Source organism: Paraburkholderia hayleyella, assembly GCF_009455685.1.
Classification (GTDB): domain Bacteria; phylum Pseudomonadota; class Gammaproteobacteria; order Burkholderiales; family Burkholderiaceae; genus Paraburkholderia; species Paraburkholderia hayleyella.
Genome location: NZ_QPES01000001.1, coordinates 224,891 through 240,137 on the forward strand (window position 1 = coordinate 224,891; position 15,247 = coordinate 240,137).

Below are 15,247 nucleotides of genomic sequence, written 5' to 3' on the forward strand. Positions count from 1 at the left end.
GCTGGCCAGGTGCCGCGCTGGCGCTCACACCGTCCGCGCCGCAGCGGGCTCTGCCGCTGAGGCGGGCGCGGCGCTTTCCGCCTTCATGCCCAGCCGTTCAAGCAGTTGGCGATCGGTCTGGGCTTGCGGGTTAGACGTGGTCAGCAGCTGATCGCCATAGAAAAACGAATTCGCCCCCGCCAGCAGGCACAGCGCTTGCAACGCTTCATCCATCTGCTCACGGCCCGCTGACAGGCGCACCATCGCACGCGGCATCGTGATACGCGCCACCGCGATCGTGCGCACGAATTCAAACGGATCAAGCGCTTCGGTCCCGGTAAGCGGCGTGCCTTCCACCTGCACCAGGTTATTGATCGGCACAGACTCAGGGTAGGGATCCATATTGGCCAGTTGCGCGATCAGGCCCGCGCGCTCCCGGCGCGATTCGCCTAGCCCGACAATCCCGCCGCAGCACACGTTAATGCCCGCATCGCGCACACGCTCCAGCGTATCGAGACGGTCCTGGTAGGTCCGCGTTGTAATGATCTGGCCATAGAACTCGGGCGAAGTATCCAGATTGTGGTTGTAGTAATCGAGTCCGGCTTCGCGCAAGCCTTGTGCCTGATGCGCCTCAAGCATACCCAGCGTGACGCAGGTTTCCAGCCCCAACGCTTTCACACCGCGAATCATCTCCTTGATCGGCTCAAGATGCCGGTCTTTCGGATTGCGCCAGGCCGCGCCCATGCAAAATCGCGTCGCACCCTGCTGCCGTGCCACCCGTGCGGCAGCCAGCACATCATCGACTGGCATCAGCTTGTCCGCCTTGAGCCCCGTGTCGTGATGCACCGATTGCGGACAGTACGAACAATCCTCTTCGCAGCCGCCTGTTTTGATCGAGAGCAACGTCGAAAGCTGGACCGTATTCGCCTCGAAATGCGTGCGATGTACCTGTTGCGCACGAAACAGTAAATCGTTGAAGGGCAGCTCGTACAGTGCGATTAAATCGGCCACCCGCCAGCGGGCTTCGGCCTGAGTGGACACTTGAGTTTGAGTTTGCTGAACCTGGGTATGAGTCGCTTCATTAGCCGGAATCGCTGGTGTGGAAAGTGAAGACGTAGTCATGAGGGCGTGGCTCCTTGTGATTGAAGCGCATGCAAGAGCCGCGCGGCGTCGAGATGACGCGCGGCCTGTTGCGGCGCGCTGGGTGTCAGGTGCGGCACATGGCCAAGCAGCGGCGCGTGGTACTGGCGCTCCAGCCGCATGCTGAGCGCCGCGACGTTCTCGGCGGCGAACGGCATCGCTGGGTCGATCTGGTTCGCCACCCAACCCACCAGCCGCAACCCGCGTGCCGCGATGGCTTCGGCACTCAGCAGCGCATGGCTGATGCAGCCCAGCCGCATGCCGACGACTAGCACCACGGGCAGATTCAGCGCGCAAGCCAGGTCTGCGGTATCGAGCGTTTCCGTCAGCGGCACACGAAAACCACCGACGCCTTCGACCACCACCACATCGGCCCGCTGCCGTGCCATGGCGTGACACGCGAGAATCGGCGCGATCTCGAGCGTCACCCCTTCCTGGGCTGCGGCCAGATGCGGGGCAATCGCGGCGCGCAGCAGAAACGGCGTGCGCATGGCAGGCGGCAGCACCACGCTGGCCGCCGCATCGAGCTGATCGGCATCGTCGTTGTGCCAGATGCCATCGATTTCATGCGCGCCAGCTGCAACCGGCTTCAGCGCCGCCGTGCGCAAACCCAGCGCATTCAAGCCATGCAGCAACGCGGCGCTCACCAGCGTCTTGCCGATCTCGGTATCGGTACCGGTAACAAAAACCGAACACACGCCCGCCACCGCGCCGCTCATGCGGCCCTCCGGCTGAGCGAAACGTGACCCAGCGCCGCCTCCAGCCGGTCGAGATCCTCATGCGAATGCCCCGCCGAGAGCGAGATCCGCAGCCGCGAGGTGCCGACAGGAACAGTCGGAGGCCGAATAGCCGGCACCCACAAGCCCGCCTGGTCAAGCGCGCCGGCCACTTCGAGCGTGGCCTCATTACTGCCGATAATGAGCGGCTGCACAGCGGTATGCGAATCGACGGGCTGCCAGGGCGTCGTGCGCAACATGGCACGCGTGCGCTCGATCAGTGTTTGCAAATGCGCGCGGCGCTGGTCGCCTTCCGCGCCACCGATCAAGCGCAGGCTGGCCGAAACCGCGTGCGTCACGGCGGGCACCGAAGCCGTAGTGAAGATGTAGGTCCGGGCCCGTTGTACAAGCCATTCGATCACTGTCTGGTGCGCGATGACAAACGCACCCGACACGCCAGCAGCCTTGCCTAGCGTACCGATCAACACCAGATGCGGCGAGCGCAACGCCGCCTGCGCCAGCGCACCACGCCCTTGTGGCCCGAGTACGCCAAAGCCGTGTGCGTCGTCCAGCACGAGCCAGGCACCGTGTTTTTCCGCCAGCCCGAGGAGCGCGGCCAGCGGTGCAACGTCGCCATCCATGCTAAACACCGTGTCCGAAACAATCAGCTTGGGCGTAGCCGATGAAGCTTCAAGCAATGCACCCAGAGCCGTCAGATCGGCATGCGGATAGATTTGCACATCGGCACGGGATAAACGCGCACCGTCGATCAACGATGCGTGATTCAGCGCATCGGAAAAAATCGCGGCGCCACGTCCCGCGAGTGCCGTGAGTGTCGCCAGGTTCGCCATATAACCGGTGCTGAAATACAGCGCACGCGGTGCATCGACAAACCCTCCAGCGAAACTCGCCAGATCGTCTTCGAGCTGCGCATGAGCTTGTGAATGGCCTCCGAGCAAATGTGAACCACCGCTGCCCGCGCCATAGCGCCGCACGCCTTCAGACAAGGCCTGCGCGAGCAACGGGTGCGCCGCGAGGCCAAGGTAATCATTGCTGGCAAAACCCGTCACTTCACGGCCATCCACCGTCATATGCGCCGCACATGGTGTCTGTGCCACACGGCGGCGGCGACGCAAACCCTGTGCGTCGAGGACTTGCAAGTTGTGTTCAAGCGTATCGAGCAGATGCATTAGCAATGTTCCAGAAGCGTGGCATCGAGACTCTCGTGCGTTCGCGCAGCCAGCCACGTGAGTTCATCGGGTTCAAGGATGTAAGGCGGCATCAGATACACGGTCGTGCCAATGGGGCGCAACAGGAGTTCGCGCGACAACGCGTGTTCGAAGAAGCGGCGCGAGAACGTGCGCGCGTGGCGGGCATCGTCGAGTACCGCATCGAACGCGAAAATCGTGCCGCACTGACGCAGGTTGCGTACCTGCGGATGCACCGCGAGCGGTGCGAGTGCGGTGCGCAGAAGCGCTGATTTTTCCGCGTTGACGGCTAGCACGTTGTCGCTGGCGAACAGATCGAGGGTGGCCAGCGCGGCGCGGCAGGCCAGCGGATTGCCCGTGTACGAATGCGAATGCAAAAAGCCGCGGGTCGTATCGTCGTCATAAAACGCGGCAAAGATATCGTCGCGCGACAACACCAGCGACAGCGGCAGATACCCGCCGCTAATACCCTTCGACAGGCACAGCAAATCTGGCCAGATGCCCGCCTGTTCGCAGGCAAAGAAGGTACCGGTGCGGCCGCAGCCCACCGCGATTTCATCCGCGATCAGATGCACCTCGTAGCGATCGCACAGCGCTCTCAGCCCGGTAAGGTACGAAGGGTGATGCATCGCCATGCCCGCCGCACACTGCACCAGCGGCTCGACAATCAGCGCGGCGATGCTGTTGCTGCGTGCTTCGAGCAACACCCGCACGTCCTCGAGCGCACGCGCCGCCACGGCAGCCGCATCCTCCCCCTCCTGGGCCTGCCGTGCATCAGGTGAAGCCACAACATGCGCCTGACGGATCAGCGGATCGTAAGCATCTTTGAACAAGGCCACATCGGTGACGCCTAACGCACCCAGTGTCTCGCCGTGATAACCGTGCGCGACACAGATGAACTCGCGTTTGCCAGCGTGGCCGCGATTACGCCAGGTGTGGAAGCTCATCTTCAATGCGATCTCGACAGCGGAGGCGCCATCGGAAGCAAAAAACGCATGGCCGAGCGTGTGCTGCGTGAGCGCGGAAAGACGCTCAGCCAGTTCGATGGCACTTCGATGTGTACAGCCCGCGAGCATGGCGTGTTCCAGCGTATCAAGCTGGTCTTTCAGCGCAGCGTTGATACGCGGGTTGGCATGGCCAAACAGGTTGACCCACCACGAACTGATCCCATCCAGATAACGCCGGCCCGACTGATCGTAGAGCCACGGTCCCGCACCGCGCGCAACCGGAATCAGTGGCAAGCGTTCGTGATGCTTCATCTGTGTACACGGATGCCACACAGCACGCCGGCTGCGGGCAACCCAGTCGTCATGGTCAGCGCCATGAATGAGGGGCGGGCGATTCAAAGCGGCTCCTAAAGACGATGCATGAGCATGGCAATGCGTGGGGGATCTCGTGTTGTTCCGGCTACGGCGGCTCGCAGAGTAGCGCTTTACCGCACACGATGCACTAGCGCAAAAATAGGCGGCGAGATGCGCGGCCTGGGCCTTCGCGGCTGTTCACGACAGCACGAATCCATTCACGCCAGAAGCCCGGAAAAGCCCGTCGATAACGACGGCAAAGTCATCGGCCCAATGTGAAAAAAATGCGACGTACAGACAACGCGCACGTGTGATTCACGCGTCGAAGGCAGCAAGGAGAAAAACGTGAGGGAGGGGCAAGGCGGGGAACAATGCGAGACGGCAAGCGGCAAACACGTCGGCCGAATCGTCCGGCCTGCGCCATGCGTGTTTTATTCGCGGCTGGCGAATGTGTGCCTGACGTTTGGGCTGTCCGGGCTGTTTAAGCTTTCGTCCGGGCGCCGACTACCCGCATGAGTGGCAGCGGCCTTCGCACTGGCGGCCTGCGCCACCGTCGCGTGATTCCAGACCACGGCATCGTTGACCGCATACAAGCGGCACGACCCTGCGTTTTGCTGCTCGCAGCGGGTAATAGCGACCGACATCGGATCATCGCCGCCCTCTGCCCACGACCATGCACCGGCATCGGACACGGCAAACGCACGGCTCGGATACTGGCGCAAAAAGTTGCGATACCCGTTACGGCCCGCCTCATCGAGAAACGGTACGGCATTGACCGCATCGAGCGCGGCATAACCGCTGGGCGGTGGCAACGCCGGATCAGCCACGTGATACAGCACACGCGTAGGCATGCCGCTTTGCGCCAGAAAGGCTTCAACCGGTAACCACCAGAGGCGCAAGCCATCGCGCTCCCCGGCCAAGCGATGAGCATCGTCTTTGTAATGACCGATATCGATCCGGATGGCCTGGGCGCCATGCCCGATAAAAGCGCTGTACATCCGTGCGACAAGCTCGGCAGACCAGACCGAATCGTTATCGCCATACAACCACAGCGAGGGCACGGGCACGGCTTCGCCATAGCGGCCGAACGCGCGCGTCAGGTTGTCTTGCCAGCCCGTGCAGGCATCCTGCCGCAGCCCCCCCGCGAAATTGAGCAGTGCTCGCACGCCCGGCGCGGCTTCGCTACCATAGGCGATGGTTGCCAGCCCCCCATGCGACGTACCGGCAACCGCGATATGCTGCGCATCGACATAAGGCTGCTGCGCCATGAACCGTACAGTGGCGGCGACATCGGCGGCCTGGCTCAGGCCATTGCGCTCGACATCACAGCCATCTTGCTGATACACGCCATCGGAATGCGCAAAACCACGCCGGTTCGGCGCGATCACCACGTAACCACGACGCACGAATTCTCGGGCGAAAGTCAGCGGCTCGCTGCGCGGCTGCAAACGCGGGTCCCCCGCGATCTTGCCGTGGTTAAACACCATCAGGGGAAAGGGGCCCGGACCCTCCGGCTTGTAGAGCGTGGCCTCCAGCGTGAGCGAGCCCGGCTCATCCACGGGAATCCGGATGACTTGCGCGTTGAGCGTGGCCTCAGGCAGCCAGCTATCGTCATTCAGCGTCAGACGCGGCACATCCGCGCGCGCCAGCGGGCCTGGCAAGGCCGGCCGCACCACCGCGGCAGGAGAGGCCGAACCCGCGTGCGCGCACGGCACAGCCAGCACGACTACCGCACACATCACCCTGCAACGGTTAAACGCTTTGCTGAACATCATGGAGCGTATTTCGCGTAAAAATTTCGTGAATGCGTCTGTTTGTGAACCCGTGTACTCCAGTGGCGGCGCAATGCAACGCATCCTGACACGGTTCAGCTCGATCCTGACACGAGCATTCTGCTTCACACAATCAAGGAGAACCCGTGACAGGGTAAGCCTGATCCATGAAACAACGTCGGCACAACGGCAGTCCAACCATCACAACAGGAGGCACTGAAATCATGAAAAGGTATCTTTTACCGCTACTGTGCGTTCTTGCGGCAAGCTGTTCCACCCGCGGCCAGGTCGATCCCGATGTCATGCAGATCGCCAGCGCACCGCTCACCTGCACCAGTCAGGCCGAATGCGAGCTCTGGTGGCAACGGGCGCGAACCTGGGTCACGAACCACTCCCGCTACGCCATCGAAACCGCTAATGATTCGCTGATCCAAACAGCCAGCCCTGATAGCGGCAAACGCACGCTCGCCTACCAGATCACCCGGACCCGCAACCTGGACGGCACCGCCACACTGGATTTCACCGCACGCTGCGACAGCATGCTCGGCTGCAAACCCAACCCCTGGCAGGCCAGTGCGGCTTTCAAGGCGTTCGTGCGCAGCGGTGACGTCGCGCACAGCGCAGCCGGGTAACGCTCGCTGGGGTCATCGAGGCACCGCCCAACGGGCCCGAAGCTCAATGTCCCAGCGAAGCCACAACGCCCTTCGGTGGCTTCGTCAGCCACACCAGCACCGCGAGCAATAAAAAGCCCAGGCATGAAATCCGGAAAAAATCGTTGGTCGCCATCATGTACGCCTGCTGCGTCACGATCTGGTTCAACTGTGCGCTCACCCCCAGATCCGAAAGACCAAGGCTCGCCAGCGCGTTGCTATAGGCCGTCGTGTTTTGCGAATGATCGCTGACCGCTTCAGCCAGCACCGCATGATGGTAAATCGCGTGATTTTCCCAGTACGTGGTGCTCGTAGCGGTACCAATCGCGCCTGACAACGTGCGCAAGAAATTCGACAGGCCCGAGGCGCTCGCCAGACGATCATCGGAAATACTCGAAAGCGTAATCGTGGTCATGGGCACGAAAAAACACGCGACCCCAATGCCTTGCACGATGCGTGGCCAGATCACGTGATCGAAGGGCACATCCAGCGTGAATGTCGAGTTCCAGAACGAAACAAACGCGAACACGATAAACGAAAAACTCGCCACCACGCGCAAGTTCAGATGCTGCATGTTGCGCCCGATCAGCGGCGCCAGGACCAGCGCCAGCAAGCCAATGGGCGCCGTCGCCAGCCCGGCGAGACCTGCGGTATAACCCATCACGGTTTGCAGCCACAACGGAAAAATCACCACCGAGCCAAAAAACGCCATAAAGCCAAACGCCGTGATGGTCGTGCCCAGGGCGAAATTACGGTTCTTGAAGAGCGAGAGATCGATCACCGGATCTTTCTCCGTCATTTCCCACACCAGCATGAATGCGAGCGCCACAACCGCGATCAGCGCCAGCGCGACGATAAAACGGGAACTGAACCAGTCCCGATCCTTGCCGAGGTCGAGCATCATTTGCAGGCACGACACGCCGATCACCAGCAGTGCAAGGCCGATGACGTCAATACGTTGCCGCGATGTTCTGGTTTCGCGCCCGCGCAGCAGAAAGTACGCACTGGCAGCGGACAGCAGGCCAATCGGCACGTTGATATAGAAAATCCAGGGCCAGGTGTAGTTATCGGTGATCCAGCCGCCCATCACGGGGCCGAAAATGGGAGCGACGATTACCGTCATCGCCCACAAACCCAGCGCGAGCCCGCGTTTTTCCGGGGGATAGGAGCGCATCAGGATCGTTTGCGAAAGCGGCACCATCGGGCCCGATACCAGCCCCTGCACCAGGCGAAAGGCAATCAGCGATTCGAAATTCTGCGCGAAACCGCACAGTGCCGAGGCAATCGTGAACAGCACCACCGACAGCGTAAACAGCCGTACCTCGCCCACCCGCCGCGCCAGCCAGCCCGTCAACGGCACGGCAATCGCCGAGGCCACCGAATACGACGAAATCACCCACGTGCCTTCGCTCGTTGCAACGCCGAGGCTGCCTGAAATAGTCGGCACCGCGACATTGGCGATCGAGGTATCGAGCACTTCCATGAAGGTCCCCAATGCCAAACCTACCGTCAGCAGCGCTAGCGCACCACCACTGAGCGGTGCAGGTGCGGGCGCCGAAGCAGCAGGTTCATCAAATGCGGCGTCAGTGGAAACCGTTGCGGCCATGGTTGTCCCTTTTGAATTTTTGAATGCTTGATTGATTGAATGAAATGCGCGAAGGCATGAATTATGAAGAGCGCGGCGTTCAGCAGGCGCTTTTTTTACATCTTGCGGCATCCTGCCACGGCCTGACCCGCTCGCGGAAACAAGGCTCGTCTGCGCCTGCCGCCATCACGGGTAATCATCGGTAAACGCTTCGGCATTGCAGGTAATACAGCGGCATTGGTCCGAGGAGGAAATCTCGCTCAAGTGAGCTACCATGCCAGAGCCCCTAAACCCTAAATCCAGCTCCAGAATCAACAGGAATTTATTGCATGCCGTCTGCTCCGTCTGCTCCTTTTCCTTGTTTGCCTCCACCGTTGCGCCCCCTGACCCTGGCTGTTGTGCTGGCCGCGCTGCTCACGGGTTGCGCGCTCGGGCCTGACTACAAGCGGCCCGCCACAGCGGTTCCGGCAGCCTACAAGGAGGCCGCAGACGGCTGGAAGCTCGCCCAACCCGCCGATCAGTTCGACCGTGGCGCCTGGTGGCACATCTATCAGGACCCGCAGCTCGATGCGCTCGAAGACCGGCTCAACCTCGCCAACCAGACCATTGCGCAATTCGCCGCGGCTTATCGCCAGGCCCGCGCGTTAGTGGGCGCAGCGCGGGCGGCGTATTTCCCCGTGATTGGCGCGTCCGCGGCGGGTTCACGCTCGCGCAGTAGCAGCAATTCGCTTTCGAGTTCAAACCGCAGCGCCCTGGCCAACAGCGCCAACGTCACGCTCGATGCCACCTGGGAGCCCGACTTGTGGGGCAAGGTCAGCCGCTCCGTCGCCGCGCAGCAGGCGGGGCAACAAGGCGCGGCCGCCGATCTGGCGAACGCACGGCTCTCGGCCCAGGCCACGCTCGCGCAAACCTATTTCACGCTCCGCGCGCTCGATGCGACACAAAAATTACTCGACGACACCGTAGAGGCTTACCAACGCTCGCTAGCCCTCACGCAAAACCGCTATGCACAAGGCGTAGCGGCCCGCGCGGATGTGATTCAGGCGCAAACGCAGTTGCAATCGGCACAGGCCGCGGCCATTGATAACGGCGTTGCCCGCGCGCAAAACGAGCACGCGATTGCAGTGCTGGTGGGCGAGCCCGCCTCAACGTTCTCGCTCGCAAGCGCACCGCTCGATGCAACGCCGCCAGCCATTCCGCCTGAAATGCCTTCAGCGCTGCTGGAACGGCGGCCCGATATCGCTTCGGCGGAACGTAAGGCAGCAGCGGCCAACGAACAGATCGGCATCGCCATCGCCGCGTTTTTCCCTTCGCTAACGCTGTCGGCCAGCGGGGGTTTCCAAAACTCGGTGCTGTCACAGCTCTTCACTGCGCCGGCACGTTTTTGGACCGTTGGGCCGCAACTTGCCGCCACGCTCTTCGACGCGGGGCTACGCCAGGCACAAACCGAAGCGGCGCGTGCCGCCTACGATCAGGAAGTCGCGCTGTACCGGCAAACCGTGCTGGCCGCGTTTCAGGACGTGGAGGACAACCTCGCATCGCAACGCATTCTTGAGCGCGAAGTCGTGGTGCAACAGCAGGCGGTCGAATCCGCGCAACAGGCGTTGGCCATCGTCACCAACCAGTACAAAGCAGGCACCGCGGATTATCTGAGCGTGCTCAACGCGCAAACCACCGCGTTCAGCACAGCCCAGAAGCTGGCGAGCCTGGCAGGGCAGCGCATGGTGTCGTCGGTGGGTCTGGTGAAGGCGTTGGGCGGGGGCTGGACTAGCGCGCAAATGGAGCAGAAAACGGATGAGAGCGAGAACGGGGGCATAGGCATGGGCGAAGTAACAGAGTCCGCGCCGACCCCGAAAGCAACGCCCGCGCCGTCTAGCGCACAAACGTCAATGCAACTGAATTCGGCCCGGTTGAGCGCCCCAGCAAGTTGAGCAAACCCGCGAGATTCTCGCGGGCTTCGGGCGCAGCACTCGCGGTTCCCTGAAACGAAGTCGCACCCGCGCGCAGCGTGCCATGACCGTCCAGGATCAATGCCCCCTTGAGCGTCGAAAGATCGAGTGTCGCACCGGCCCCTTCCACTTGAAGCACCACCCGGTACGAGCCCAGCGGCTTCACCCGCGATACCCGGGAACTCATCTCGTTGAGCGTCACGACAAGCTGGCCGAAAGCTTTCTGACCGATGCTGCGCCAGGCCGTCCAGCTCAGACGCACATCGCCTTGCAAATCGAGTGTATTAAATGGTGCGCCCAGCCCTGTCAGCAGCGAGGCGGGCACAGCCATCGCACCTGCGCTCAGCGTCGCGCCGCGCACTTGCGCCTCGAGCATCACGGCATCAGGCATCGCCTCGGTTTGCCACATCCGCATCCGGACATGGCCCGTCAACAGAGGCCAAAACGCCGTGCGCCATTCGATACGCCCCGGCAGTAGCGTGGCATTGCGAGTGTCATGGCCTGCGGCCAGCATCAGCGTGGCCGAGCCGTGCCATAACGATCCGGAAGGGTCCGCCAGATTGACGTGGCCCTGGGTTGCCCGGGCCAGGAGCGGTGTGATCCACGCTGCAGGCAACAGCGTCAGCATCACGGTGGCGCTCGATAGCACGCCCACCAGCACCCACGGTAGAGCGGCGCGTACACGCCGCATCCTGTTAATCATGCGAGATCCTGTGAGCCGCGCCCTCAACGGGCAGCGGCAGCAGTAGAAGTAGAAGTAGAAGGTTGCAACACGACGCTCAGATCCACCTGGCCATCATCCTTGAGCGCGGTGAAATGCGCTTCCAGGACCTGTACCTTGAACTGGCGGCGCACCTCATCGAGCCAGCTTGTCCAGGCCGGAAACGAGGCGTTTTTCATCTGGATCTGCACCCCGCTGCCCAGCAGCTGGATTTGTGTCGGCGCAAAACCATGCTCGCTGAGCGAAGCCGTCAATGCCTCCTTGAGTGCGCCGCCGGTCGGCGCGATGCTCTGGCTCGCCGCCGATAGCGCTCGCGCATCGTTGGCCTGCGCGGTCATCTGCGCCAGTTGGCGTTGCAAACCCGGCAAGGTTGCACGCAAACGTGTCCGGCCTTCTTGCGCCGGAGCCCAAAGCATCAACCACGCCAGCACCACGGCAAGCGCCATACCGCCCCATGTCAGCAGTACTTTCTCGCGCGATGTGCGGGCTTCCCAAAAGCCGGACCAGGTTTCAAGCAGTTCAGTTTTCATTGGGCGTTCCTGATGGTCCATTTACCCGTGCTGCTATCTATCGCACCCGCCAGGCCATTGCGCGCCAGGCGCTTGCCCAGATCGGGGTCGACTTTGACCTCCTGCTTGAACATCACCTCAAGGCGGCGATCGTGATAATCCAGCGCGGCGATGCCATTGACCGGCACGCTCCCTAGCGAGCGTGCGAGGCCTTCCGCCAGCGACAGAAAATCATCGGGCGAGAGCTCGCCCGCCGCGACCCGCAATTGCTGCAGTTGACGCGACATTTGATCAGGCGCATCGAGCACCACGGTCGTTTTTGGAAACGCATTGAATAGCAGCGCCGTCATTTGCGCACGAATCGCATCGCGCTGACGCGCCAGCATCAGCCACTGCACATTCGCGCCGATCAACGCTATCACGATGCTTGCCACCGCCAGCCAGAGGGGCACGCGCAAACGGCGCAGCAACGCGCGGTCGAGACGCCACGGCTGCACAGAGAACTCGAACTGGCACAGATCGAAGCGGCAATCGCAGGCACGTCGCGCGAGCGTTTCGAACGTGAGCGGCTGTGCGCCTGGAAAAAGCTTCGCTACATCAGGCAGGGTCGCCGAGCCGAGATGCGGCTCGCGGCCAGGCAAGCCGCTAAGCGTGTAAAGCTTGACCGGTGCATCGCCCGCCAGCGTGCGCAGAGTCGGCGCAACGGCGGCGGCAGGCAACGCCAGGCCCTCGCCGTAGAGCCCACGCACAATGGCCAGTTCGACGTGCGGCACACGGTCCGTGGGCTCGGACACCCGCTCGCCGAGCAAGGCGGGCGCGGTCGGAGCCACGGTACCGAGCACCGCGGCAACGACGGGCATCGCCACGGCAGAGGCGCTTGTGGTCTCAGCCTCGTCAGCCCCGACATGGGCTCCATCACCTGAGGCCCCGGTTTGGGTAAGCGCCGGTGCTGCCGCCTCGGCCTTCACCAGCGCGGCCTGGGGCAAACAGCGCATGACCGGCACCGCTCGCACATTGCGCTGGCCCGCTGCGGCAAAGCTTTCGCAAATAAAGCGGAACCAGCCCCGGTCGATCACCGCCAGCAATCTTCGTCCGCCGCCGAGCGGTTCGGGATCGAGCGCGATATGACAAGTCTGCGGATCCTGGATCAATTGATCTTCGACAATGTTCGGCAAAGCCTGGCGCAGACGCGGCCCCTTGAGTGGCGGTACGGTCGCTGCCAGCATCAGCAGGTCGCGTGCGGCAACCATCAGGATCGTCTCCGAAGCGCGCGGCAGCAGCGCCAGCGACGAGCGTCCTGTGCGCTGGGTACGGCCTGCCTTGTCGAGCAACAGGAAGGGCAGGTCTGGCAATTGCCATTCCGGCAACGGTACCGCCAGATCACGCGGCGGCAGTAGAACGATCAGCGTACTCAAAGGTCACCCTCTGCAGATAAAGCGTTATTCAGAACGGTCAGGGTCGATCGCGCACCCAGACGATGCGAGTGGTATGGGTTTGCGCGTCACGGTATAGCAGCGTCGTGCGGCTCACCTGCGCGCGTTCATGCTGCACATCGCCGTGGATGAAAAAATAACTCGTGTTGACGTCAAGCTGGTTAAGCGCAGCGCCAGGCTGTTGTACGCCCGCGCCCCGTAACGCCAGTTGCACATCGCTGACGTTATGGAAAAACACCGTCTCACGGCGCGCGACAAAGGCCTGGGCGCTCGACAGGTTCATGCCCGGCACCACGGCAGCGATCACCTCGGCCGGGGCGGTATTCATATTGAGCGCTGTCACGGTGGGCAGCACCGTGACGAAGGGCGCCAGGCGCGCCACGTTATCCGCGGTGAAGCCAGGCACGTCGAGTAACGAAGCGGCGCTCGTCATTTGCAACGGTGCAACGCTGGCGTTGTCATCGCTATTTTCAAGGCCCGGTTGATCGGTAAAGTTACTGCCCCCGATCACGCCACCTTCCAGCGGCGGTGTCATCGAAGACGGGCTGCCCGATGCGGACGTTTGCGTCTGAAAACGCGTCTCTGATTGCGCCAGCCCTGCGCGCAAATGCAGCGCGGTTTTTTTCGCCAGTTGGCCATCAATGCCGACCAGCGCCAGCAAACGCTGGAATGCCTGAACCTGTTCCAGATTAAGTTGCAACAGGCCAGGCCCGGCATTCGACACCAGATTGCGCAGATTAAACCTGGCCTGTGCATCTTCAATCGAGCCTGACAGATAGGTGGCGGCGCCTTCTTCGGCGCGCACATCACCGAGTTGCCCGAGAAAATCCGATAGCCGGGTTTTCGCAATCGGCACGCCCCATACCCCCCGAGATACGTGATGCCCGCGGAGGTATCGCCTTCCGAGCGCAAAATCAGGCGCGTCCAGTCGAGCGCACCGCGCGCGACCCAGTTCGCCTGCGCCATCAGCCGCTGGTTTTCGATGCGGCGAATCTGGACCTGCTGCCGCCACAACATCCCCGACACGAGAATGGCCGATAACGCCACCACCAGCAGCGCGCTGATGATCGCCACGCCATGCTGCCGCTGCCGCGGGATAAGACCCAGCGCCTCCGGCCGCGTCTGGCGCCTCGCGTACGACCATCCGGGAGGCGTCATCATTCCCCCACCAGAAAGCGCCGTGTCACCGGATGCTTCAGTGACGGCGCGCTGATACTGACCTCAAGCCCCGTCACCGAACGCGGCAAGGGCGCATTACCCACCTGGGGCAGCCTGAGATTGCGGTTGTTCGCCGTGCGCGCGTTTTCGACGACTTGCATCTGCGCTGTCCAGCCTTTTTTCGGCACGTACACCTGCACCGCAATGGCCCCGATGCCGCCCATCAACGGCACCGCACTCCAGGCGTCATTCTCGCCACCGCCGAGCGCACGCCGCAATTCGCCGACATTGGCGAGAGGCGGTGATGCATAACGCACGATGCGGCCTTGCGCCATGCGGTAACGCACTACCTGCAAGCGCGGTGCGACACCCGGCACGTCCAGTTCACGCACGATCTGTACGACATTACCGCTGAGCGATACCGCAGCCTGACCCGCTTCGTCATCGGAACTCGCCTTGCGGACATCGATTCGCATCTGATCGAATAACTGGGCAAAGACGCGCTCATCTTCCATGGCATGCGTGATGATTTGCCGCCCGCGGATGATCTGGTCCAGCCCGCGCCACGACAGCACGGCCACCACCGCGAGAATGGCAATCGCCACCAGCAGTTCGATCAGCGTGAAGCCGCGCACGAGGCGCAGCGACGGCAGCGGCAAACTGGCGCGGCCTCCCGGATCAAAGCGAGCGGTTGGTCTCATTGGGTACCACCGCTATCAGTTGAGCGAGATTGCCGCTACGCCCCGGCATCGTCACCGACATCTCGACGCGGCGAAAAACCGGATTCGGCGTGGCGCTGACACGCGCCGTACACATCAGCGTCAAATTGCCCTGCGAGCAATCGAAGCTTTGCTCGCCCAGCTCAGGCCAGTTCTGTGTGAGCCGCATCTGAACCAGCGCGTTGTCCGCGCTCCAGCCCGCCAGCAACCGTTGATGCAGTTCAGTCTGGGCGCTGGCGAGACTGCCCACGGCGCGCAACGAGGCAGCCAGCGCAACGGCGACGATCGCAAGCGCAACCAGCACTTCAATCATCGTGAAGCCGCGTAATAACGCAGGCGCAGGCACGGAACAGGTGCGGATGCGCCGCTGTGTGACAGGAGAGCAGCAGGCCGTTGAACGCCGCATG

At 62.4% G+C, this 15,247-nt stretch carries 12 protein-coding genes and 2 pseudogenes; 2 read left to right on the forward strand and 12 right to left on the reverse strand.

Annotated features, from left to right (window positions below):
* Window positions 1–24: 24 nt before the first annotated feature.
* From bioB to GH657_RS01070, 5 genes are all read right to left on the reverse strand, one after another.
* Entirely contained in the window at window positions 25–1,101 is a 1,077-nt protein-coding gene (gene bioB, locus GH657_RS01050; RefSeq protein ID WP_153098987.1) for a biotin synthase BioB, read from the reverse strand.
* Window positions 1,098–1,838, reverse strand: a complete 741-nt coding sequence (bioD, locus tag GH657_RS01055; RefSeq protein WP_153098988.1) for a dethiobiotin synthase — start codon at window positions 1,836–1,838, stop codon at window positions 1,098–1,100. The genes bioB and bioD overlap by 4 nt, the downstream gene beginning before the upstream one ends.
* Entirely contained in the window at window positions 1,835–3,025 is a 1,191-nt protein-coding gene (bioF, locus tag GH657_RS01060) for an 8-amino-7-oxononanoate synthase (RefSeq protein WP_153098989.1), read from the reverse strand. Before bioF ends, bioD begins: the two co-directional genes overlap by 4 nt.
* A complete protein-coding gene (gene bioA / locus GH657_RS01065) occupies window positions 3,025–4,389 on the reverse strand; it encodes an adenosylmethionine--8-amino-7-oxononanoate transaminase (RefSeq protein ID WP_425495721.1) in 1,365 nt (454 codons plus the stop codon). Before bioA ends, bioF begins: the two co-directional genes overlap by 1 nt.
* 386 nt (window positions 4,390–4,775) lie before the next feature.
* Window positions 4,776–6,119 (reverse strand): dienelactone hydrolase family protein, encoded by a 1,344-nt coding sequence (locus tag GH657_RS01070; protein WP_153098990.1) that lies wholly within the window; start codon window positions 6,117–6,119, stop codon window positions 4,776–4,778.
* Between the two features lie 221 nt (window positions 6,120–6,340).
* Between GH657_RS01070 and GH657_RS01075 the strand changes: the two are divergent.
* A pseudogene (locus GH657_RS01075) lies at window positions 6,341–6,721 on the forward strand (hypothetical protein); the annotation flags it as partial.
* Window positions 6,722–6,791: 70 nt separating this feature from the next.
* Here GH657_RS01075 and GH657_RS01080 read toward each other — a convergent pair.
* The gene (locus GH657_RS01080) at window positions 6,792–8,372 is read right to left on the reverse strand and encodes a DHA2 family efflux MFS transporter permease subunit (protein ID WP_153098991.1); all 1,581 of its coding nucleotides are present in this window, start codon (window positions 8,370–8,372) and stop codon (window positions 6,792–6,794) included.
* 308 nt (window positions 8,373–8,680) lie between these two features.
* Between GH657_RS01080 and GH657_RS01085 the strand changes: the two genes are divergently transcribed.
* Window positions 8,681–10,282 carry an efflux transporter outer membrane subunit gene (locus tag GH657_RS01085; RefSeq protein ID WP_153098992.1) on the forward strand — a complete coding sequence of 534 codons (1,602 nt, stop codon included), beginning with the start codon at window positions 8,681–8,683 and terminating at the stop codon, window positions 10,280–10,282.
* On the opposite strand, the gene GH657_RS01090 is transcribed toward GH657_RS01085, so the two are convergent.
* From GH657_RS01090 to gspI, 6 genes and pseudogenes are all read right to left on the reverse strand, one after another.
* Window positions 10,224–11,003, reverse strand: a complete 780-nt coding sequence (locus GH657_RS01090; RefSeq protein ID WP_153098993.1) for a type II secretion system protein N — start codon at window positions 11,001–11,003, stop codon at window positions 10,224–10,226. The two genes, GH657_RS01085 and GH657_RS01090, sit on opposite strands and share 59 nt — an antisense overlap.
* 23 nt (window positions 11,004–11,026) lie before the next feature.
* The gene (locus GH657_RS01095) at window positions 11,027–11,551 is read right to left on the reverse strand and encodes a type II secretion system protein M (protein WP_153098994.1); all 525 of its coding nucleotides are present in this window, start codon (window positions 11,549–11,551) and stop codon (window positions 11,027–11,029) included.
* Window positions 11,548–12,945, reverse strand: a complete 1,398-nt coding sequence (gene gspL, locus GH657_RS01100) for a type II secretion system protein GspL (protein WP_153098995.1) — start codon at window positions 12,943–12,945, stop codon at window positions 11,548–11,550. The genes GH657_RS01095 and gspL overlap by 4 nt, the downstream gene beginning before the upstream one ends.
* Before the next feature lie 37 nt (window positions 12,946–12,982).
* Window positions 12,983–14,124 (reverse strand): annotated as a pseudogene (gene gspK, locus GH657_RS01105) (type II secretion system minor pseudopilin GspK).
* Window positions 14,121–14,822, reverse strand: coding sequence for a PulJ/GspJ family protein (locus tag GH657_RS01110; RefSeq protein ID WP_153098996.1), 702 nt, complete (start codon window positions 14,820–14,822; stop codon window positions 14,121–14,123). Before GH657_RS01110 ends, gspK begins: the two are co-directional and overlap by 4 nt.
* Window positions 14,800–15,246, reverse strand: a complete 447-nt coding sequence (gene gspI / locus GH657_RS01115) for a type II secretion system minor pseudopilin GspI (protein WP_153098997.1) — start codon at window positions 15,244–15,246, stop codon at window positions 14,800–14,802. The genes GH657_RS01110 and gspI overlap by 23 nt, the downstream gene beginning before the upstream one ends.
* Between the last annotated feature and the right edge of the window lies 1 nt (window position 15,247).

Bases quoted from the DNA above. Each gene is read 5' to 3' on its own strand.
- bioB (WP_153098987.1), bottom strand. From the start codon at position 1,101: ATGACTACGTCTTCACTTTCCACACCAGCGATTCCGGCTAATGAAGCG.
- GH657_RS01085 (WP_153098992.1), top strand. From the start codon at position 8,681: ATGCCGTCTGCTCCGTCTGCTCCTTTTCCTTGTTTGCCTCCACCGTTG.
- bioD (WP_153098988.1), bottom strand. From the start codon at position 1,838: ATGAGCGGCGCGGTGGCGGGCGTGTGTTCGGTTTTTGTTACCGGTACC.
- gspI (WP_153098997.1), bottom strand. From the start codon at position 15,246: ATGCGGCGTTCAACGGCCTGCTGCTCTCCTGTCACACAGCGGCGCATC.
- bioF (WP_153098989.1), bottom strand. From the start codon at position 3,025: ATGCATCTGCTCGATACGCTTGAACACAACTTGCAAGTCCTCGACGCA.
- GH657_RS01080 (WP_153098991.1), bottom strand. From the start codon at position 8,372: ATGGCCGCAACGGTTTCCACTGACGCCGCATTTGATGAACCTGCTGCT.
- GH657_RS01110 (WP_153098996.1), bottom strand. From the start codon at position 14,822: ATGAGACCAACCGCTCGCTTTGATCCGGGAGGCCGCGCCAGTTTGCCG.
- GH657_RS01070 (WP_153098990.1), bottom strand. From the start codon at position 6,119: ATGATGTTCAGCAAAGCGTTTAACCGTTGCAGGGTGATGTGTGCGGTA.
- GH657_RS01095 (WP_153098994.1), bottom strand. From the start codon at position 11,551: ATGAAAACTGAACTGCTTGAAACCTGGTCCGGCTTTTGGGAAGCCCGC.
- GH657_RS01090 (WP_153098993.1), bottom strand. From the start codon at position 11,003: ATGATTAACAGGATGCGGCGTGTACGCGCCGCTCTACCGTGGGTGCTG.